Here is an 18568-nt window from a genome sequence, read left to right as displayed (position 1 = left end):
GGCCATAGATGAGCACCAAGGACTACCTGGAGAAGGATTACTACGCCGTCCTTGGTGTGCCCAAGACCGCCACCGCCGACGAGATCAAGAAGGCCTACCGGAAGCTGGCCAGGCAGTATCACCCGGACACCAACCAGGGCGACACGACCAAGGAGACCAAGTTCAAGGAGGTCTCCGAAGCCTACGACGTCCTGTCCGACGGCAAGCGCCGCAAGGAGTACGACGAGGCGCGCACGCTGTTCGGGTCCGGGATGGGCGGCCAGCGTCCCGGCGGTGGCGGGTTCCCGTTCGACTTCGGTGACCTCTTCGGCGGCACGGCCGGTCAGCCGGGCGGCGCCGGAAGCGGAGACCGTCTCGGCGACCTGTTCGGCGGGCTGTTCAACCGCGGGGGCGGTTCGGCCCGCACCACGACCAGGACCACCAGGCCGCGCCGCGGCCAGGACGTCGAGTCGGAGGTCACGCTCAGCTTCACCGAGGCGGCCGAGGGCACCACGGTGTCGCTACGGCTGACCAGCTCGGCCGCCTGTACGGCGTGCAGCGGGACGGGAGCCAAGGCGGGCACGACCCCACGGGTCTGCCCCACCTGCGAGGGCACCGGGGCGGCCAGCCGCAACCTCGGCAACTTCGCCTTCTCCGAGCCCTGCCGCGACTGTAAGGGCCGTGGGCTGCTCGTGGACGACCCCTGCCCCGTCTGCGAGGGCAGCGGCCGGGCCAAGAGCACGCGCACGATCCAGGCGCGCATCCCGGCGGGGGTGGCCGACGGCCAGCGGGTCAAGCTCAAGGGCAAGGGCGCCCCGGGCGAGAACGGCGGGCCCGCGGGTGACCTCTACATCCAGACCCACGTCAAGGCGCACGCGGTGTTCGGGCGGAGCGGCGACAACCTCACGATCACCGTGCCGGTGACGTTCACGGAGGCCGCGCTCGGCGCCGAGATCAAGGTGCCCACCCTCAAGGGCCTGCCGGTCACGCTGCGCGTCCCCGCCGGCACGCCGAACGGCCGCACCTTCCGGGTGCGCGGCCGCGGCGTCGCCCGCAAGGACGGCACCAAGGGTGACCTGCTCGCCACCGTCGAGGTGCTGGTGCCCAAGACGCTCGACGACAAGTCACGCGAACTCCTGACGGAGTTCGCCACCGCGACCGCGGAGGACGACCCGCGGGCTGATCTCATTCAGAGAGCCAGAAGCGAGTAGCCGATGGACGCCAACTATTTCGACCTGTCCGACGACACTCCCGTCTATGTGATCTCGGTGGCCGCCCAGCTGTCGGGCCTGCATCCGCAGACGTTGCGGCAGTACGACCGGCTCGGCCTGGTCTGCCCGGGTCGCACGGCCGGGCGCGGCCGTCTCTATTCGACACGCGACATCGTCCAGCTGCGCGAGGTGCAGCGCCTCTCCCAGGAGGAGGGCATCAACCTCGCCGGCATCAAGCGGATCCTGGAGCTGGAGAACGAAGCTCTGCGGCTGCGCGAGGAGGTTCTCCGCCTGCGCGCCGAGATGCAGATGGTCAAGGCGCTGATCCGCTACGAGCTGCCACCGGGGGCCTAGAACAGATGGACTACAAGCTCACCCAGAAGAGCCAGGAAGCGCTCTCCGGGGCCATGCGGCGCGCCGCCGCCGAAGGCAACCCCGAGATCGCCCCGGCCCACCTGCTCACGACGCTGCTCAACCAGACGGGCGGCACCGCCGTCCCCCTCCTGGAGGCCGTGGGCGCCGACTGGAAGGCGCTGCGCACCAGGGCGGAGGAGCTGCTGGCGGCGCTGCCCAAGGCGCAGGGCTCGACCGTCGGCGCGCCGTCCAGCTCGCGCCAGCTCCTGACCGTCATCAACACCGCCGCCCAGCGCGCCAAGCGCCTGGAGGACGAGTACGTCTCGACCGAGCACCTGCTCGTGGGCCTGGCCACCGACGGCGGCCAGGTGGCCGAGCTGCTCAAGGCGCAGGGGGCGACGCCGCAGGCGCTGCTGGACGCGTTCGAGAAGGTCCGCGGCCACGCCCGCGTCACCAGCGAGACGCCCGAGGACACCTACCAGGCGCTGGAGAAGTACGGTGTCGACCTGACCGAGCGGGCCCGCAGCGGCAAGCTCGACCCGGTCATCGGCCGTGACTCCGAGATCCGCCGGGTCGTGCAGGTGCTGTCCCGGCGCACCAAGAACAACCCGGTGCTGATCGGCGAGCCCGGCGTCGGCAAGACCGCCGTGGTCGAGGGCCTCGCCCAGCGCATCGTGGCCGGTGACGTGCCCGAGTCGCTGCGGGGCAAGCGGCTCATCTCGCTCGACCTGGGCGCGATGGTCGCGGGCGCGAAGTACCGCGGCGAGTTCGAGGAGCGGCTGAAGGCGGTGCTCTCCGAGATCAAGGAGAGCAACGGCCAGATCGTCACCTTCATCGACGAGCTGCACACCGTCGTCGGCGCGGGGGCCGCCGAGGGCGCGATGGACGCGGGCAACATGCTCAAGCCCATGCTGGCCCGCGGCGAGCTGCGCATGATCGGCGCCACGACGCTCGACGAATACCGCGAGCGCATCGAGAAGGACCCGGCGCTGGAGCGCCGCTTCCAGCAGGTGTACGTGGGCGAGCCGACGGTCGAGGACACGATCGCGATCCTGCGCGGGCTCAAGGGCCGCTACGAGGCCCACCACCAGGTGCAGATCGCCGACAGCGCGCTCGTCGCCGCCGCCGCGCTGTCCGACCGCTACATCACCAGCCGCTTCCTGCCGGACAAGGCCATCGACCTGGTCGACGAGGCCGCCTCGCGGCTGCGCATGGAGATCGACTCCCGGCCCGTGGAGATCGACCAGCTCCAGCGCAACGTCGACCGGATGAAGATGGAGGAGCTGGCGCTGTCCAAGGAGACCGACGAGGCGTCCCTCCAGCGGCTCGAACGGCTCCGCAAGGAGCTGGCCGACCGCCAGGAGGAGCTCAACGCCCTCGTCGGCCGCTGGGAGCGCGAGAAGGCCGGGCTCAACAAGGTCGGCGAGCTGAAGAAGCAGCTCGACGAGGCGCGCGGCGCCGCCGAGCGGGCCCAGCGCGACGGCGACTTCGAGGCGGCCTCGCGGCTCATGTACGCCGAGGTGCCCCGGCTGGAGCAGGCCCTGCGGGAGGCCTCCGAGGCCGCGCCACCCGAGGACGCCATGGTCAAGGAGGAGGTCGGCCCCGACGACATCGCCGAGGTCATCTCGTCCTGGACCGGCATCCCGGCCGGCCGCCTGATGGAGGCCGAGACGGCCAAGCTGCTGCGCATGGAGGACGAGCTGGGCAGGCGGCTCATCGGGCAGCGGCAGGCCGTACAGGCCGTGTCCGACGCCGTGCGGCGCAGCCGGGCCGGCATCGCCGACCCCGACCGGCCGACCGGCTCGTTCATGTTCCTCGGCCCCACCGGTGTGGGCAAGACCGAGCTGGCCAAGGCGCTGGCGGAGTTCCTGTTCGATGACGAGCGGGCGATGACCCGCATCGACATGAGCGAGTACTCCGAGAAGCACAGCGTGGCCCGGCTGGTCGGCGCGCCTCCCGGCTACGTCGGCTACGAGGAGGGCGGCCAGCTCACCGAGGCCGTGCGGCGCCGCCCGTACACGGTGGTGCTGCTGGACGAGGTGGAGAAGGCGCACCCCGAGGTCTTCGACATCCTGCTGCAGGTGCTCGACGACGGGCGGCTGACCGACGGGCAGGGCCGCACGGTCGACTTCCGCAACACGATCCTCATCCTCACCTCCAACCTCGGTTCGCAGTTCCTGGTCGATCCGACGCTGGAGAGCGACGCCAAGCGCGAGGCCGTCATGAGGGCGGTGCGGGGCGCGTTCAAGCCGGAATTCCTCAACCGGCTCGACGACGTGATCCTGTTCGACGCGCTCGGCTCGGAGGAGCTGACGCAGATCGTCGACCTGCAGGTCGAGCGGCTCGCCCAGCGGCTGGCCGACCGCCGGCTGACGCTGGAGGTCACCCCGGCGGCGCGCGAGTGGCTGGCCCTGACCGGCTACGACCCGCTCTACGGCGCCCGCCCGCTGCGGCGGCTGGTGCAGTCGGCGATCGGCGACAAGCTGGCCAAGGCGGTGCTGTCGGGCGAGGTCGCCGACGGCGACCAGGTCAAGGTGGACCTCGGCGACGACGAGCTGATCATCCAGCGCGTCTGACGTCCGGCGCCCCAGGAAGCCCGCAGGCCCTTCGGCCGCGGGCTTCCGTCTTTTCCGGGGACGGATGTCATGCCCTCGGCATCGTGGACACGGACCTGACGACGCCCTGCGCCGCTGCCAGAACCCCGAAGACGCGGCGGACGTGGTGGCCGCGGCGACGGGGGCTGTCGACGGCGCTCCCTCTCGCGGGCTCGGGCCGGGCAACCGACGGTCATGCCGCCCGATCGTCGGTAAGGTCTGCCCCAGCCTTCGGGCAAGCAGCTCTCCGCTCTTCGCCTCCCTGACTAGCTTGGCGCTTCATCGGATCGCCGAAACACGATCAGGGGGACGTGAAGTGGCATCTCGGAACATCATTGCGGTGGCCGCTCTGACCGCGGGGGTGAGCTGGCCGGGGGTGGGCCCGGTGAGCGCCGACACGTGCAGGCCGGCGTCCGTCGACTCAGTCGCCGCGTCGGCCTGCGACGAGCTCACCCGCGCCACCGGCGAGCGGCTCGCCGACGACGAGGAACTGTCGAGGCTGGTCACGCGGACCGCCCAGCGCCTCGGACTGACGGGCCTGAACGGCCGCGTTCCGGACGGCTCGGCTCCAACGGACAGCGCCATCACGGGAAGCCCCGCCCGAGACCACGAGGACGGCGGCGAGGGCCGTACGGGCGGCAAGGGCGGCAAGGGCAACGGGAAGGGGAAGGGGCGCGGCGAGGGCAAGGGCTCCGCCCAGACCGGCGAGACCCAGACCGGCGAGGCCCAGACCGGTGCGGCCGAGGCCGGCGAGGGCGGGACTGCCGTCGACTCGCACGTGCCGGCGAAGCCGGCCGTCCCCAACCCCGCCGGCCTGCCCGACGTCTCCACGGTCAGCCCGGCGCCCGACCTGCCCGGTCTCCCCGTGCTGCCCGTCGTGCCCAGCGGCATGTCGTTCGGCGGCGTACCGGTGGCGGGTGCGGCCTCGTCCGCGCGGCGCCCGGCGGACTCGACCGCGCACCGTCCGGTGAGCCCGGACCGCCGGCGGATCGCCCCCAGGACCTACCAGAAGGGCGAGACCCTCCCGGACGTGCCGAGCGTGCCGGGCCTGCCGCAGCCCCCGGCCCTGGACGCGGTAGACGGCGTGCTGCCCGGCCTGGGCCTCGACTGACCCGGCGACCGCCTTCTCAGGTAAGAGGAGTGTCCCCTCCTCGGCAGGCCATCAGGACCGCCCGAAACCGCGCGGCAGACCGTCCGGGGGCACCGAGACCACATCATCGGCGATCCGGGACAGCACGAAACGGGCCGCGGCCCTCACGGTCGCGGCCCTGTCGCGCCGGCGCTCAGGACACCAGCGCGTCGAGCTCGTCTTCCGGCAGCCCCAGGTCGACCCTGATGCGGTAGCGGGTGCGCAGCAGCGCCACGTGCTCGGGGTCGTCCTCGTCGCTGGCCAGCACGGCCTGCGTCACCCATTCGAGCCCGGCCCGCAGGTCGCCGTAGGCGACGAGGGTCTCGGCGATCGTGTGGGCGGTCGGCGTGGTGACGCCGCCCTCCGCTCTGATCGTTTCGATGACCTCCCTCGCCTCGTCGGGCCGTTCGAGCTCGAACAGCGTGTCGGCGATGCCGGCACGCGGGTCGACGATCGACTCGCCACCGTCCTCCACCGCGCGCTGGAAGCACTCCATCGCCCGCGCGGGCTGCCCGGCCGCTCGCCACTCCTCGGCCGCCAGGACCAGGATGGACGCCCTGGAGACGTCGCCCGAGGAATAGCCGAGCGCGACGTCGTACAGCCGCTGGGCCAAGGAGCCGTGGTCGTCGGCCAGCAGGGCCTGCTCAAGCAGGCGATCAAGGTGCTCACGGGTCACATGCGCCACACCGCGAGACTACCGAGCCCCTTGCCGGTTTGCCCCGGCAATGCACATCGCCGATCGGCCACGACTTCGCCACTGTCAGGTCAAAGCCTGACGGAGATCGGCGTGTCGCTCCGCCCCTCGGGCATAACTGCCGTCGCGCGCCGCAAGCCGAGGGGGCCGTCATGGGCATGTCCAAACAGATGACCTTCGCGTTGGGCTGCGCCATCGTCCTCTCTGCTGTGATCCCGGGCGCGTCCGGCTACCTCTCGGCCCGGCTGGAGGCCGTCGAGACGGCCGAGCGCAACCTGCGCGCCGTCGAGGCCCGGCTGAACGCGCGGATGGTCCGCGAGGACACCCGGCCCGTGTCGTTCCCCGCTCCCTGCCTGCGCGGTCCCGCCTCCGTCGCCGAGAAGCCGCGCACTCCGCGATAGCGCACCTGCCCGCCGGCGAACCATGCCGCCGAAAGGCGTCCGGCGGCGTAGTTGGCCGGACGCCGTCCGGCGGCGCGGGCTCGGTACACTCGCGGGCCGTGACGACGATTGAGGAGTTGCTCCGCCTCGTGCCGCCGCCCGCCGAACCGGTCGACGCGCACGGCGACTGGAGCGCGGTCGAGGCCGTCCTCGGGCTCGGGTTGCCCGCCGACTTCAAGACGCTCGTCGAGCGCTACGGGCTCGGCCAGTTCGTCGACTTCATCACGCCGCTGACCCCGTTCGGCGCTCACGACCTGTTGCTCCAGCGCGCTCGGCGGCTGCTCGACAGAGAGCGGTCCTTCCGTGAGAGGTATCCCGACGAATGCCCCTACCCGTTCCATCCGGAGCCCGGTGGGCTGCTGGAGTGGGCGGGCACCGACAACGGCGACTCGCTCTGCTGGCTGACCGGCGGAGAACCGGACGACTGGGGCGTCGTGGTCTGGAATCCACGCAGCGTCGCCTACGACGCGTTCGACGTCGGCGCGGTGGAGTTCCTCCACGGCTGGTTGACCGGGCGGATCAGCACGCCGATCCTGCCCGGCGAGGTCGAGCCGTCGCCGTGGTTCGAGCCGTTCCGCGAGCGCGAACACGTCTCCGTCAGGCTGTCCGAGGGCGAGTTGCCCTACCACGAGCGGCTGCGGATCCTGCGGGACGCGCTCGCGCCCACGGCGGACCGGGGCGGCCACAGCGACGAGGACGGCGCGCGGCAGGACCACTTCGCCGCCACGGACCTCGGCTGGTCGCTGACCTACGAGACGGTCTACGGCCACCAGATCCGGCTCGCCTTCCCGCCCGAGGACGCCGAGCGGGCTCGGGTCACGCTGTTCGACGCGGCCCGCCGCATGGGCTGCCGGGTGCTGTCGGCGACGACACACCTCGGGGAGCCCGTCTGGACCTAGGCGGGACGGGGCGACCAGGAGCGGAGCTGGCGCGACAGGAAGCCGCGGATGAGCTGCTTGGCCGCGTCGATGATCTCCGGCTCGCCGGCGGGATCCCGCCGGAAGGCCAGCTTGAGCACCGCGTCGCCCGCCTCGACGGCCACCAGCATCGCCACGTCCAGCTCATGGCTGTCGGCCAGCCCGAACTCGTTGAGCAGCAGCCCGCGCAGCCGCCCGGCGATGACCGTGTTGTTGTCGGAGTCGGAGTCGAGCAGGTTGAGGTCCACCGCGTCGCCGAAGTGGAGGCTCCTGAAACCCGGAACGGTCCGGTGCATGTCGACGTACTCGTCGATGATCGCGTCGACCGCCTCCCACCAGCCGCGGTAGTCCTCCTCGATGAAGCGATGCCCCACCCGGGAGACGAACTGCTCGACGTTGCGCCGGGTCAGCTCCTGGGTGATCGCCCGCTTGTCGGGGAAGAACTGGTAGACGGAGCCGATCGCGACACCGGCGCGTTCGGCGATGCGGGTCGTCGACAGCGCCTCGTAGCCGCTCTCGTCGAGCAGGGCGGCGCAGGCGTCGAGCATGCGCTGGACCCGGCGGGCGCTGCGGCGCTGGCTGGGCTGTCGCCGCAATGACGGGGCGCTGGTGCAGTCATCAGTCTGGGGGGTCGGCACGTCCTCATCTTCTCCCGAAGCAGCCGATCGTCACCCGCCGATTACAGATTTCTGGCGGCGGCGGACAGCCGGGCGATGCCGCGCATGGCTCCGGGGAAGACCCGCGACAGGGCGTAGCCGAGCTTGGCCTCGGTGTTGACGGGGACGACGGCCTGGTCGCGGTGGACGGCCCGCAGGATGTGGGCCGCGACGCGCTCGGGCGGGTAGCCGCGCAGCTCGGCCCCCTTCTCGGCGAGGCCGCGCAGGTCGGGGCCGACGTAGGTGGCGTTGCGGGCGATGGCCGTCGACACGAGCCCGGGGCAGACGGCGCTGACACCGATGCCCAGGCCGGCCAGTTCGGCCCGCAGGCACTCGCTGAGCGTCTTCACCGCCGCCTTGGCCGCCGAGTAGGCGGGCAGCACGACCGTCGGGGCGAACGCGGCCATGGAGGCGATGTTGACGATGTGGCCGCCCTCGCCGCGCTCGGCCATCTGGGCGCCGAACAGCCGGCAGCCGTGGACGACGCCCCATAGGTTGACGTCGAGGGTCCTGCGCCAGTCGTCGGTCGAGTGGTCGAGGAAGGGGCCGCTGACGACGCTGCCGGCGTTGTTGACCAGGATGTCGGGCACGCCGTACCGGTCGCGTACGTCCTGGGCGAAGGACTCCATCGCGGTGGCGTCGCCGACGTCGACCCACCGGGCGTGCGCCGTGCCGGACAGGTCCTTGGCGATGTCACCGGCGGTGCGCGCGGCGGCGGCCGCGTCGATGTCGGCGCAGACGACCTCGGCCCCGTGGGCGGCGAACGCGCGGGCGGTGGCCCGGCCGATGCCGCTCCCCGCGCCCGTGACGACCACCAGCCGGTCACCGAACGCCCCGCGTCCCGGCACGACCCGGGCCCGGCGCAGGCTCCCCTCGACCCCGCCGCCGTCCACGCGCCCCTCCACGCGCCCGTCCACATGGTCGGCGAACTCGGCGATCATCCTGGCGACCACGCCTGGGCGGCCGCGGTGCGCCCAGTGACCCGCGACGACCCTGCGGTGCCAGCACCGGGGCGCCCACCGGGTGAGCGAGGCGAGCAGGGCCGGGGTGACGAACGAGTCGCGGGTGGCCTCGATGAGCTGCACCGGAACGTCGACGCGCGGGTCGCGGCGGGGCCGCCGGCCCGCGCTGTTGCACCGGTAGAGCCACAGCCCGTTCGCGGCGTCCCTGGCCAGCGTGGCGGCGGGATGGCCGGGCCGGGGGCCGACCCCGTCACGCAGCCGCAGGGTCCGCTCCAGCATCGCGGGCACGAAGGTCCGCCAGGCCAGCTCGGGCAGCACCGGGAGCTGGAAGGCGCCGATGTACCAGGACCGGGCGCGCTGGGCGGCTACCTCGGCGGGCCTGCCGTGCCGCAGGAACGGCGCCGTCTGGTCGAGTCCGGGCCCACCGAGGCTGGTGAAGGACGCGACGCGCTCGCGGATGCCCGGCCTGGTCACCGCGTCCCAGCCCTGCAGCGAGCCCCAGTCGTGGCCGGCCAGGTGGACGGCGGGCTTGCCGATCTCGTCGAGCACGGCGGCGAGGTCGGCGGACAGGTGGCCGAGGTCGTAGTGCCGGTGGTCGGCCGGCGCGCCGGAGCTCCCCGCGCCGCGCACGTCGTAGCGGATCACATGGAAGCGGTCGCGCAGCCGTTCGGCGACCTCGTCCCAGACCCGGTGGGTGTCGGGGTAGCCGTGCAGGAGCAGGACCGTCGGCCGGGCGGGGTCGCCCTCCTCGACGAGTGCCAGCCGCACGTCACCGGACTCGACCCACCGCATCGCGACCTCCCGCTGTCGGCCCCCTTCCCGAACATAGCCGGTCAGGGCCGGGTGGACAGACCGGTGCAGGAGCGCAGCGCCTTCCAGTCGGCGACCGCCTGGGTGCGGGCCGAGCCGGTCATGGGGACGGGGACGCCGCCCTGGATGGTCGCCGGGGTCCACGTGTCCTTGAGCACCTTGCGGCCGTTGAGGGTGAGCGTGAGCACCCCGGTCCGCCCGGTGGTCGCCGGGCTGGAGTGGTAGAAGACGAAGTTGCCCAGGCCGTAGCTGACGTAGGCGTTGCCGAGGTAGCCGGCGCCGAGCAGGATGTGCGCGTGCCCGCCGACCACCACGTCGGCGCCCGCCTTGACCAGCTTGGGGGCGAGCGAGAGCTGCGCCGGGTTGGGGCACTTCTGCATCTCGGTGCCCCAGTGCAGGTGCACGATCACGGTGTCGGACTGCTTGCGCGCCTGCCGTACGGCCCGGAGCAGGCGCGTCTCGTTCTTGGCCGAGGCGAGCCCGCCCTTGTCGGGCGTCGCCGTCCAGGCGGGGATGAGGTGGTCGTCGAGCACCTGGGTGGCCCCGATGATCGACACCCGGTTGCCGTTGACGACCCTGCGGAAGGGCCGGTACGCCTCGGTGTCGTTCCTGCCGATGCCCACCACGGGATACTTCGACCGTTTGATGGCGGCCAGCGAGTCGGCCAGGCCGGTCTCCATGAAGTCCATGCCGTGGTTGTTGGCCATCGACACCACGTCCACCCCGGCGGCCTTGAGCGCGGTGAAGGCGCTGGCCGGCGCCCGGAAGGCGAACTGCTTGCCCGGCGCCGGAGTGCCGCCGGTGGTGATCGCCGTCTCCAGGTTGACCATCGCCAGGTCGGCGTCGCGCAGCACGCCGGCGATCGGCCCGAGCGCGGTGCGGGGGCTGTTCAGCCGCGCCCGCAGGCCGCCTTCGAAGTGCACGTCACCGCCGAACGCGATCGTGAACGGTTTGCGCACCCGCGACGGCTTGGGGCTCGGTGACGTCGCCTCGGCGGTGGCCGTCTCGCCGCGGCGCTCCGGGGTCTCGGACTCGGCAGCGGAGCACGCTGTGAGCGCGGCGGCGAGAGCCACAGCCGCGGCGGCAGGGGGGAGTCTCATATGTCGCCACTTCTGCTGGATCCGGTGGGTCAAGGATCGAGCATGCCATGAGGCCCGGTGTCACGCCGAGGTCAGGTCTCGGTAAGCAGCCGGTCGATCGCGGCGCGGGTGCCGTCGTCCATGGGGCTGTAGATCACCATGCGGGTCTCGGGGGCCGGCGAGTGGAGGATCGTGGTGGTGAACCGCATCTCGCCGACCCGCTCGTGCTTCATGAGCTTCTCGCGGGGACCCGGCTCGGCGACGTCCTGCCGGGCCCACAGCCGCGCGAACTCCGGGCTGGCCGCGCTCAGCCTGGTGACGAAGCCCTGCCAGCACGGGTCGTCGGCGTGGCGGCTGTAGGCGCCGCGGAACACCGCGATCACGCCGGGCAGCTCCTGCTCGCGGTTGACCAGCATGGCCGACAGCTTGGTGGACACGCAGTTCTGCCAGAGCGTGTTGCGCTCCCCCTCCGGCGCCTGGACCACCTCGGGCACCAACACGGCGTAGGCGGAGTTCCAGGCGAGCACGTCGCAGCGGCTGTTGGACAGGCAGGCCGGCATCGGGTCGAGCTGGTCGAGGATCTCCTGGATCTGCGGCGTCACCCGTACGGCGTCGCCGGCGGGCACGCCGGCGTTGTGGCCGGCCAGCCGGTAGAGGTGCTGCCACTCGGCGTTGTCGAGCCGGAGCGTGCGGGCGATGGCGTCAAGCACCTGGGTGCTGGCGTTGATCGGCCGCCCCTGCTCCAGCCACGTGTACCAGGTCACGCCCACCCCGGCGAGCTGGGCGACCTCCTCGCGGCGCAGGCCGGGCGTGCGCCTGCGCGGCCCGGGGGCCAGATCGACCATCTCGGGGGTGATGCGTTCGCGGCGGGTGCGCAGGAACGCCGCCAGGTCGGTCCGCTTCGCCTCTGCCACTGTCGCGTCTCCCCGTGGGTCCGGTGGGGCCGCCCGGGAACCGGTAGCCGGGTAGCGTCAATACCAGTATGCAGGGGCTCTCGTTACCGGTATCCGATTGCCGTCAGACTGTAGAAACATGACCCGTACTGCTGCCGTTCCTCCCCCTCTGGCCGTGCGACCGGAGCGGAGCGGGGCCAGCGGTCTGCTCCTGGCGGTCATCCTCGTGGGGCAGTTCCTGGCCATCCTCAACGTCAACATCGTCAACGTGGCCACCCCCACGATCGAGGCCGACCTGCGCTCCTCGGGCGCCGGCCTGCAGATGATCGTTGCCGGATACACCATCGTCTACGCCGTCCTGCTGATCACCGGAGCCCGGCTCGGCGATCTGTTCGGCTACCGCAACGCGTTCCTCGCCGGGCTGGGGCTGTTCACCCTCACCACGCTCGGCGCGGGGCTGGCGCCCTCGACCGGCTGGCTGGTCGGCTTCCGGCTCGCGCAGGGCGCGGGCGCCGCCCTGATGATGCCGCAGGTGCTCACCCTGATCCAGCACAACTACCAGGGCGCGGCCCGGGGCCGGGCGCTCGGCCTGTGGTCGGCCGTGGTGAGCGGCGGCATCGTGGTGGGCCAGGCGCTCGGCGGCATCCTGCTGGGCCTCGGCGCCGGCTGGCGGATCGTCTTCCTGGTGCTGGTGCCGATCGGCGCGCTGCTGCTCGTGGCGGGGTTGCGCGTGCTGCCCGCCGACCGGGGCGGCGCCCGCCGGACCGGGCTCGACCCGGGCGGCCTGGTGACGCTGGCGGCGGCCGTGCTTCTCTTCGTGGTGCCGCTGGTGCTGGGCCGGGAGCTGGGCTGGCCGCTGTGGGGCTGGGCGTCGATGGCGCTGAGCGTGCCGATGTTCACGGCGTTCGTCCGGATCGAGCGCTGGGTGACCGCCCGCGGCGGCCGGCCGCTGGTCGACGCGGCCGTGCTGCGCGCGCCGGGCATGCGGCCGGGCCTCGCGGTGCTGCTGCTCGGGCCGGCCACGTGGGGCGCGTTCCTGTTCACCTCGGCGCTGCACCTGCAGGGCGAGCTGCGCCTGTCGCCGCTGGCCTCCGGCATGATGCTGGTGCCGTGCGCGCTGGCCTTCGCCGTCGTCGGGCTCGCCTGGCCGCGCCTGCCCGCCCGCCTGCAGCGCTCGCTGGTGCCCTACGGCTACGTGGTGGCCACGCCCGCGTACGTGGGGCTCGGCCTCGCGGCGGGGGGCGGCCTGCCGTACGCGGTGATGAGCGCGCTCATCGGCGCCGGGCTCGGCGTGCAGATCGCGGTCACGAACCTCGCCACCGCGCAGGTGAGCGAGGCCCACGCCGCCGACGCGAGCGGTGCGCTGCTGACCGTGATGCAGCTCGGGCAGGTCATCGGCGTGGCCACGGTCGGCACGCTGTTCATCTCGCTGCAGGGCCAGGGCGCCACGGCCGCCATGACCGCCGCGCTCGCCTGCGCCGCGCTGGCCGTCCTGGCCGGGGTGAGCTCCCTGTTCCTCGTACGGCGACGCGCCTGAAGACCGGAGCGTCGGGGAGAGATCATCCGCTCGGCGTACAACAAGCGCCCCTTTTGCTCGACCTCTTCGCACCGGTGGGCGCCAGGTGGCAGGAACCATCAGGGAGACCTACGGGGATGGTTGGTGCGCTACCGCCATGGGCGTGTCATCGAGTGATCATGGGGGGGCGTCGTTGTGTCATGATGTGCAGGTCAGCTGTACCGCCTCACGGTGAGCTGGATTGTCGGAGGCCGTCAGCGGCCTCACCGAACGGCCCGGCAAGTTGTGCCAGCAACTCGCCCGGGCCGTTCTTCACCTACCGGCGGCAAGGGCCGCCAGGTCGAACTCACCGTCACGAACCCCCGCCGTGAAGGCTTCCCACTCCGACGGCGTGAAGACGAGGACGGGGCCGTCCAGCGCCTTGCTGTCTCGCAGCGCGACGTTGCCGTCGGCCAGCGGAGCGACCTCGACGCAGTTGCTCGCGCCGTTGCAGAAGCTGCTCTTCTGCCATGCCGCCGTCTTGCTCTCGATGTACATGGTCTCCCCAAATGGGCGAGGGGGCACCGTTGCCCCCTTGTTGGTCTTCATCGCTAACGCCGCCACATCATGGCCTTGCGCTGGATGAGCACGCGCGATTCGTCCTCGTCGAGCGCTTCGGACCGGATGTGTTCGAAGGCCGCCTCGTAGCCGGCCACTCGTGCGAGATCCTCGACGAAGTTAGCCGTGTAAAGCTGCTCCAGGTATACAACATCGTCAAACGCCGCGAATTTCAGATGGATGAACGCTCCCGTGTTGACCGGGTGCAGCGACTCCATCGTCAGCACGCGGACGCTGACGTGCGAGAGCAGGGACATCTCCAGGAGATGCTCCATCTGCGCCCGCATCACCGAGGGCTCGCCGAACTTCCGGGTCAGCACGGACTCGTCCAGGACGAAGCGCATCTCGGGTGGATCCGGCCGCTGCAGGACTCGCCGCTGTCGGTCCATCCGAGCCTCGACCCGGCTCCGGACACCGCTGTGCGTGATACGGACGATGCCGCGCGGTGCCAGGATGACCTCCCGCGCGTAGTCCTCGGTTTGCAGAAGGCCCGGCACCACCTGGGGTTCCCAGTTGCGCTGAAACGTGGCCTCCGCCTCCAGCCCAAGGAATCTTGTGTACTCCTCGGGTAGAGAATCTTCGTAATCCTCCCACCATCCGCGCTGAAGCGCGTCACGCAACAGGCCGAAAAGTTCGTCAAGCTTCGGCTCGTCGACCTGGTAGAGCTCCGCCAGCGCCTTGATGTCGTCGGCACTGGGCATGGTCTTGGCCGCTTCGATGCGGGATACCTTGCTCGCCGACCAGCCGAGCTCACCGGCGGCCTTGCCCCCGGTGAGTTTGCTGCGCTCGCGGAGGAGGCGGAGCTCCTGGGCGAGTCTGAGCCGGCGGACAGTCGGGCTGCCCTGCTGCGATGGCACCGTCCACTCTCCTCGTCGGGAAGGAAGGTGTAGCCGGGAAGGGTCGTTTGGAATGCCCGGACGGGGGGCCGTATCGCTCAATCTTACACTGCAACTTGCATGTGTAGTCGCGCTCAGCCGCGCTTGCAGCCTGACACGATCGGCGGCGTCGAGCAAGCGAGCACGGGAACAAGCATGGGGAAACAGCCTCGGTCGTGCAATTTGCAGCGCAAGGCAATAAGCAAGGTGCGAAGAAATGTAAATCTTCTCTTGCTCGGGGCCTTGCAGGGGAAACGTTACGGAGAGACGATCGGGCTCAGGAGGGAACGAGCTGCCGAGGAGGCCGGAATGACGACACGGCCGCACCGCCCGGTCCTTCCGTTCATGTTCGCGCGCGGCCACGCGGGCCGCCCCACCGGCAACGGCGCCGTCCCGGATACGAATCCCCGCCCCAGGGAGGCCGCTTGCCGGAAGGATCTCGCACTCGTCTGACACGAAGCCGCGACTGTCGCTCCGCCGGAGACACCGGCGCAGGAGCCGCACCCACCGGCGAACCCGGCTCGGGTGCACGAAAAAACCGGACTCAGGCTGCCGGCCGGTCACCGCATAAGGGCTGCCACCCTGCGGCGAATCCGGTCACCAGCCTGCAGTCCGGCTTGAGAAGCCACCTCGAGTAATACGGCGCTCGAGTACTACCGCGAAAGGGGTCTTCCACATGTACTCACAAGGTACCAAGGGACTCAGGCGAATCAAGTCTCGTATCCGGGAGCTCATCGCCTGGGCCGATCGCGAGATCTGCATGGAGCCGGACGAGTTCGCCTACCGGCGGGGCTGGGCGGTGACCAGGTCCGGATTCGGCACCCGGCTCTACCGGGACCCGCGCTTCGACCAGCTCCGCGTCGCGCCACCAGTGGCCGAGGAGGTGTCGTGAGATGGACCGGAACCCGCGCAACCAGATCTACCCGGCCGGCGAGGACCTGCCGGCGGCCCGCCGGTCCACCGCGCTCGCCCGACTGTGGCGCTACCGGACCGAGCTGCTGGTCCTCGCGGCTCTCTTCCTGGTCGCCGCAGCCCTGGTGGGGGCGGTGGGGCAGGGCCGGTGGATGCCGCTGATCCTGCTCAGCGCCGCGATCTCGGCGCCCGCGGTCACCAGGAGCGGCCGCAACTGGGTGGTGGCGCACTTCTGGTGCGTGGTCTCCCGGCACCGCCTGCAGCGCACCTGCCTGGAGACGACGATGCACACGCGCGCCGGCCGGATCCCGCTGGTGCTGTGGATCACGCCGACCCGTACGGGCGAGAAGGCGCTGGTGCTGACCAGGGCCGGCATCTCGGCGGCGGAGTTCGAGGCGTACGCGGAGGAGATCGCCGCCGCCTGCTGGGCCAGGAGCGCCGCCGTCTACCGGCACCGCAGGTGGGCACACCTGGTGATCGTGGAGATCGTCCGGCGGGACGAGCTGCCGGGGGCGCTCTCCCCCGGGCTGGAACGCCTGTACGGCCGGCGGGCGTGGATCCCGCTCCGGTCGTCCGATCTCGAGGAGCCGCCTGATCTGCGCTCCGCTCCGCCCGGCAGGCTGGTTCTGTCGCAGGTGGGCTGACTCCTGGGGGCGCGACCGCGCCGTGCCCCCGGGGCAAGCCCCGGAGACCGCGGGGGCTCCGGGGCTTCCCCCCGCGCGCGGGACAGGCCAAGATGAGTTCAGTTGACGAACTCAGGAGTCGTGATGCCCTCGACCGTCCACCGCACCTGCCCCCTGTGCGAGGCCGTCTGCGGCCTGACCCTCACCCTCGACGACGGCGGGCACGTGACCGGCGTGCGGGGCGACCGGGACGACCCGTTCAGCAAGGGCTTCATCTGCCCCAAGGGCGCCAGTCTCGGCCGCCTGGACGAGGACCCCGACCGGCTGCGCCACCCGATGATCCGCGACGGCGAGCGGTGGCGCGAGGCCGGCTGGGACGAGGCGTTCGCCGCCGTCGAGGCCGGATTCGAGCGCGTCGCCCAGACGTACGGCCGCCAGTCGATCGGCGTCTACCTGGGCAACCCCAGCGCCCACACCATGGCCGGCGCCCTCTACGCCGGCCCGATGATCAAAGCGCTGGGCACCCGCAACGTCTTCACCGCCAGCACCGCCGACCAGATGCCCAAGCACGTGTCATGCGGGCTCATGTTCGGCCACCCGATGACCATCCCGGTGCCCGACCTCGACCGGACCGGCTACCTGCTCATGCTCGGCGCGAACCCGCTGGAGTCGAACGGCTCGCTGTGCACCGCGCCCGACTTCCCCGGCCGGCTCAGGGCGCTGCGGGCGCGCGGCGGCAGGCTCGTCGTGGTGGACCCGCGCCACACGCGGACGGCCGCCCTGGCTGACGAGCACGTGTTCGTCCGGCCGGGCACCGACGCTTACCTGCTGTTCGGCCTGGTGCACACGGTGCTCGCCGAGGGCCTGGACCGGGTGTCGCTCCAGGTCAACGGGCTCGACCAGGTGCGAGAGGCCGCCAAGCACTTCCCGCCGGACGTGGTGGCCCGCCGTACGGGCGTCCCGGCGGAGGTGATCGTCCGGCTGGCGAGGGAGCTCGCGGCGGCCCCGGCCGCGGCGGTCTACGCCCGGATCGGCACCTGCACGGCCGAGTTCGGCACGCTGGCGCAGTGGCTGGTCGACGTCCTGAACGTGCTGACCGGCAACCTCGACCGGCCGGGCGGCGCCATGTTCGCCAAGCCCGCCACCGAGTACGGCGGCCCGCGCCGGCCGTACACGGTGGGGCGGTGGACGAGCCGGGTGCGCGGCCTGCCCGAGACGAACGGCGAGCTGCCGGTGGCGACGCTGGCCGACGAGATCGAGACGCCGGGCGAGGGGCAGATCAGGCTGCTGCTGACCGTGGCGGGCAACCCGGTGCTGTCGGCGCCGCACGGGGCACGGCTCGACCGGGCGTTCGCGGGGCTCGACTTCATGGTCAGCGTTGACCCGTACCTGAACGAGACCACCCGGCACGCGCACGTCATCCTGCCGCCGCCGCGGATGCTGCAGTCGGGCCACTTCGACTTCGCGCTGCAGGGCTTCGCCGTGCGCAACTACGCGCGCTACTCGCGGCCGTCGCTCCCCCTGGACGGGCGGCCGTCCGAGGCGGAGATCCTGGCCCGGCTCGCCATGATCGCCTCCGGGGTGGAGGGCGACCTGGACGCGTTCGTCATCGGGCAGTCGCTGGCCAAGGCCGTCCAGACGCCCGGCTCCGGCGTCGAGGGCCGTGACGCGGCCGAGCTGCAGGCCGCGCTCGACGGGGAGACGGGTGCCGAGCGCCGGCTCGACCTGATGCTGCGGCTCGGCCCGTACGGCACATGGTCCGGCAAGGGCGAGCTGTCGCTGCGCACGCTGCTCGACCACCCGCACGGCATCGACCTCGGGCCGCTGGAGCCGCGGCTGCCCGAGGTGCTCCGTACCGCCTCGGGCGTCGTCGAGTTGGCCCCGGCGCTGCTCCTGCGGGACGTCGAGCGGCTGCGCGCCGGGCTGGAGGAGCAGCCGCCGGAGCTCGTCCTGATCGGGCGGCGCCATCTGCGCTCCAACAACAGCTGGCTGCACAACGTCGCGCCGCTGGTCGGCGGCAGCAACACCTGCACGCTGCAGATGAACCCGGCCGACGTGGCCAGGCTCGGGCTGGCCGGCGAGGCGGTGGTGCGCTCGGCCAGGGGCGAGCTGACCGTGCCCCTCGAACCGACCGACGCCATCATGCCCGGCGTGGTCTCGCTGCCCCACGGCTGGGGGCACGCGGGCAGTTCCCAGGCGGTGGCCGCCGAGCACGCCGGGGTCAGCGCCAACGTGCTCACGGACGAGACGGCGATCGACGTCCCGTCGGGCAACGCGGTGTTCAACGGGGTTCCGGTGACCGTTCTGCCCACCTAAGTGATCATCGG

General features: G+C 71.8%; 17 protein-coding genes. 10 read left to right on the top strand and 7 right to left on the bottom strand.

Features of this window, described 5'->3' with window-relative positions; translation table 11 throughout:
* Positions 1 to 8: 8 nt before the first annotated feature.
* The 4 genes from dnaJ to FHU36_RS15430 all read left to right on the top strand — a co-directional run bounded on the left by dnaJ (position 9) and on the right by FHU36_RS15430 (position 5249).
* Positions 9 to 1190 carry a molecular chaperone DnaJ gene (dnaJ, locus tag FHU36_RS15445; RefSeq protein WP_185084353.1) on the top strand — a complete coding sequence of 394 codons (1182 nt, stop codon included), beginning with the start codon at positions 9 to 11 and terminating at the stop codon, positions 1188 to 1190.
* A 3-nt stretch (positions 1191 to 1193) separates the two neighbouring features.
* Positions 1194 to 1544: a heat shock protein transcriptional repressor HspR gene (locus FHU36_RS15440; protein ID WP_185084352.1), complete on the top strand. Its 351-nt coding sequence runs from the start codon at positions 1194 to 1196 to the stop codon at positions 1542 to 1544.
* Between the two features lie 5 nt (positions 1545 to 1549).
* Entirely contained in the window at positions 1550 to 4120 is a 2571-nt protein-coding gene (gene clpB, locus FHU36_RS15435) for an ATP-dependent chaperone ClpB (protein ID WP_185084351.1), read from the top strand.
* A gap of 358 nt (positions 4121 to 4478) precedes the next feature.
* A complete protein-coding gene (locus FHU36_RS15430) occupies positions 4479 to 5249 on the top strand; it encodes a hypothetical protein (protein ID WP_185084350.1) in 771 nt (256 codons plus the stop codon).
* 172 nt (positions 5250 to 5421) lie between these two features.
* On the opposite strand, the gene FHU36_RS15425 is transcribed toward FHU36_RS15430, so the two are convergent.
* Positions 5422 to 5952 carry a tetratricopeptide repeat protein gene (locus FHU36_RS15425; RefSeq protein ID WP_312891604.1) on the bottom strand — a complete coding sequence of 177 codons (531 nt, stop codon included), beginning with the start codon at positions 5950 to 5952 and terminating at the stop codon, positions 5422 to 5424.
* 179 nt (positions 5953 to 6131) lie between these two features.
* On the opposite strand from FHU36_RS15425, the gene FHU36_RS15420 reads away from it, so the two are divergent.
* On the top strand, positions 6132 to 6362 hold the full coding sequence (locus tag FHU36_RS15420) for a hypothetical protein (RefSeq protein WP_185084349.1): 231 nt from the start codon (positions 6132 to 6134) through the stop codon (positions 6360 to 6362).
* A 98-nt stretch (positions 6363 to 6460) separates the two neighbouring features.
* Positions 6461 to 7300, top strand: coding sequence for an SMI1/KNR4 family protein (locus FHU36_RS15415; RefSeq protein WP_185084348.1), 840 nt, complete (start codon positions 6461 to 6463; stop codon positions 7298 to 7300).
* On the opposite strand, the gene FHU36_RS15410 is transcribed toward FHU36_RS15415, so the two are convergent.
* From FHU36_RS15410 to FHU36_RS15395, 4 genes are all read right to left on the bottom strand, one after another.
* Positions 7297 to 7956: a TetR/AcrR family transcriptional regulator gene (locus tag FHU36_RS15410; protein ID WP_376774131.1), complete on the bottom strand. Its 660-nt coding sequence runs from the start codon at positions 7954 to 7956 to the stop codon at positions 7297 to 7299. The genes FHU36_RS15415 and FHU36_RS15410 overlap by 4 nt on opposite strands.
* 41 nt (positions 7957 to 7997) lie before the next feature.
* Positions 7998 to 9728 (bottom strand): SDR family oxidoreductase, encoded by a 1731-nt coding sequence (locus tag FHU36_RS15405; RefSeq protein WP_185084347.1) that lies wholly within the window; start codon positions 9726 to 9728, stop codon positions 7998 to 8000.
* Positions 9729 to 9769: 41 nt separating this feature from the next.
* Positions 9770 to 10846 (bottom strand): CapA family protein, encoded by a 1077-nt coding sequence (locus tag FHU36_RS15400; protein WP_185084346.1) that lies wholly within the window; start codon positions 10844 to 10846, stop codon positions 9770 to 9772.
* Between the two features lie 71 nt (positions 10847 to 10917).
* Positions 10918 to 11739: a helix-turn-helix transcriptional regulator gene (locus tag FHU36_RS15395; protein WP_221495902.1), complete on the bottom strand. Its 822-nt coding sequence runs from the start codon at positions 11737 to 11739 to the stop codon at positions 10918 to 10920.
* Positions 11740 to 11857: 118 nt separating this feature from the next.
* On the opposite strand from FHU36_RS15395, the gene FHU36_RS15390 reads away from it, so the two are divergent.
* Positions 11858 to 13255 (top strand): MFS transporter, encoded by a 1398-nt coding sequence (locus FHU36_RS15390; RefSeq protein ID WP_185084345.1) that lies wholly within the window; start codon positions 11858 to 11860, stop codon positions 13253 to 13255.
* A gap of 291 nt (positions 13256 to 13546) precedes the next feature.
* Here FHU36_RS15390 and FHU36_RS15385 read toward each other — a convergent pair whose 3' ends face one another.
* Positions 13547 to 13771: a DUF397 domain-containing protein gene (locus tag FHU36_RS15385; RefSeq protein ID WP_185084344.1), complete on the bottom strand. Its 225-nt coding sequence runs from the start codon at positions 13769 to 13771 to the stop codon at positions 13547 to 13549.
* Positions 13772 to 13824: 53 nt separating this feature from the next.
* Entirely contained in the window at positions 13825 to 14688 is an 864-nt protein-coding gene (locus FHU36_RS15380) for a helix-turn-helix domain-containing protein (RefSeq protein WP_185084343.1), read from the bottom strand.
* Between the two features lie 694 nt (positions 14689 to 15382).
* On the opposite strand from FHU36_RS15380, the gene FHU36_RS15375 reads away from it, so the two are divergent.
* The 3 genes from FHU36_RS15375 (at position 15383) to FHU36_RS15365 (ending at position 18557) form a co-directional block, all read left to right on the top strand.
* On the top strand, positions 15383 to 15598 hold the full coding sequence (locus tag FHU36_RS15375) for a hypothetical protein (RefSeq protein WP_185084342.1): 216 nt from the start codon (positions 15383 to 15385) through the stop codon (positions 15596 to 15598).
* A gap of 1 nt (position 15599) precedes the next feature.
* The gene (locus FHU36_RS15370) at positions 15600 to 16262 is read left to right on the top strand and encodes a hypothetical protein (protein ID WP_185084341.1); all 663 of its coding nucleotides are present in this window, start codon (positions 15600 to 15602) and stop codon (positions 16260 to 16262) included.
* Between the two features lie 123 nt (positions 16263 to 16385).
* Positions 16386 to 18557 carry a molybdopterin-dependent oxidoreductase gene (locus FHU36_RS15365; RefSeq protein ID WP_185084340.1) on the top strand — a complete coding sequence of 724 codons (2172 nt, stop codon included), beginning with the start codon at positions 16386 to 16388 and terminating at the stop codon, positions 18555 to 18557.
* Positions 18558 to 18568: the final 11 nt, after the last annotated feature.

Origin of the sequence: Nonomuraea muscovyensis (genome assembly GCF_014207745.1) — a bacterium.
GTDB classification, from domain to species: Bacteria; Actinomycetota; Actinomycetes; order Streptosporangiales; family Streptosporangiaceae; genus Nonomuraea; species Nonomuraea muscovyensis.
Note: the sequence above shows the minus strand (reverse complement) of the source record. Positions and strands in the feature narration are given on the sequence as shown.

Coding starts and splice junctions, on each gene's coding strand:
- FHU36_RS15370 (WP_185084341.1), top strand. CDS start 15,600: ATGGACCGGAACCCGCGCAACCAGATCTACCCGGCCGGCGAGGACCTG.
- FHU36_RS15375 (WP_185084342.1), top strand. CDS start 15,383: ATGTACTCACAAGGTACCAAGGGACTCAGGCGAATCAAGTCTCGTATC.
- FHU36_RS15440 (WP_185084352.1), top strand. CDS start 1,194: ATGGACGCCAACTATTTCGACCTGTCCGACGACACTCCCGTCTATGTG.
- FHU36_RS15365 (WP_185084340.1), top strand. CDS start 16,386: ATGCCCTCGACCGTCCACCGCACCTGCCCCCTGTGCGAGGCCGTCTGC.
- dnaJ (WP_185084353.1), top strand. CDS start 9: ATGAGCACCAAGGACTACCTGGAGAAGGATTACTACGCCGTCCTTGGT.
- FHU36_RS15390 (WP_185084345.1), top strand. CDS start 11,858: ATGACCCGTACTGCTGCCGTTCCTCCCCCTCTGGCCGTGCGACCGGAG.
- FHU36_RS15400 (WP_185084346.1), bottom strand. CDS start 10,846: ATGAGACTCCCCCCTGCCGCCGCGGCTGTGGCTCTCGCCGCCGCGCTC.
- FHU36_RS15385 (WP_185084344.1), bottom strand. CDS start 13,771: ATGTACATCGAGAGCAAGACGGCGGCATGGCAGAAGAGCAGCTTCTGC.
- FHU36_RS15405 (WP_185084347.1), bottom strand. CDS start 9,728: ATGCGGTGGGTCGAGTCCGGTGACGTGCGGCTGGCACTCGTCGAGGAG.
- clpB (WP_185084351.1), top strand. CDS start 1,550: ATGGACTACAAGCTCACCCAGAAGAGCCAGGAAGCGCTCTCCGGGGCC.
- FHU36_RS15420 (WP_185084349.1), top strand. CDS start 6,132: ATGACCTTCGCGTTGGGCTGCGCCATCGTCCTCTCTGCTGTGATCCCG.